Source organism: Paenarthrobacter sp. NPDC057981, assembly GCF_042886835.1.
Lineage (GTDB): Bacteria > Actinomycetota > Actinomycetes > Actinomycetales > Micrococcaceae > Arthrobacter.
This window is the reverse complement of record NZ_JBHVQI010000059.1, coordinates 1-1,055: the sequence shown is the minus strand read 5'-3', so window position 1 is coordinate 1,055 and position 1,055 is coordinate 1. Positions and strand designations below refer to the sequence as shown.

Annotated in this window: 1 protein-coding gene; it reads right to left on the bottom strand. The window is 51.8% G+C overall.

Annotated features, from left to right (window positions below; translation table 11 throughout):
• A partial coding sequence (locus ACFVSI_RS22100) for a fibronectin type III domain-containing protein (protein WP_387828628.1) occupies nt 1–1,055 on the bottom strand: 1,055 nt, incomplete at both ends.

Genomic DNA, 1,055 nt, shown 5'->3' with positions numbered 1-1,055 from the left:
GCCGGCCAGCTCAATACAATTCGGTTGCTGGTTGCAGTTCCTGTGATGACACCCGGCTTACTTGGAACCGTGTTGGCATTGATTACCGTACTCCACACGCTCACATTCGTATCACTTTTTGCTCTAACTTTGTACGTATGCGCTGTCCCTGGATTTAAACCTGTATGGGTGTATCCATTCCCTGTCACCGTTACCACTACGCCATCGGCTTCCACCTCATATGCTGTAGCACCTGCAATTTCTGCCCAGCTTAAGGTAATCTCCGCCTCAGCTGCTGCTTTCGTCACAACTGGTGTTGCCAGCTGCGTCTTCACGACAATGCTATCGCTCCAATCCCCATTTCCTCCGGTATTCTTCGCACGGACCCGGATCGTATAGTCCTGATCCGGCTGCAATCCGGATAATGTTGCTGACGCTCCTGTTGGAGATACAACCACAACTCCATTCCGCTCTACATCATAACGGGTCGCCCCTGGCACTGTCGGCCAGCTTAATACAACGGTTGTGCTGGTTGATGTTCCTGTTACGACTCCTACTTTTCCTGGAACCGTATACGTCGTTACCAGTGTACTCCAGTCACTGACATTCACATCGCTCTTTGCTCTCACTCGGTACTTATGCGTTGTCCCTGACACCAGTCCTGTGTGGGTATAACTCAACCCATTCGCAGATACGACCACTCCATCCGCTTCCACTTCGTAGGAAGTCGCTCCCGCTATCTCGGCCCAGTTTAGAGTGATTTCGGTGTCCGAAGGGACATTGGTGATTACCGGAGTCGACAGCAGTGTCTTCACCGTTACTGCATCACTCCAGACGCCATCCCCACCTGCATTCTTCGCACGAACACGAATGGTGTAATCCTGATCCGGTTGAAGGGAACTCAGTGTAGCTGTTGCCGTTGTTGGCGAAACCACTATTGTTCCGTTGCGTTCCACATCATATTTCGTTGCTCCCGGTACCGCCGGCCAGCTCAATACAATTCGGTTGCTGGTTGCAGTTCCTGTGATGACACCCGGCTTACTTGGAACCGTGTTGGCATTGATTACCGTACTCCA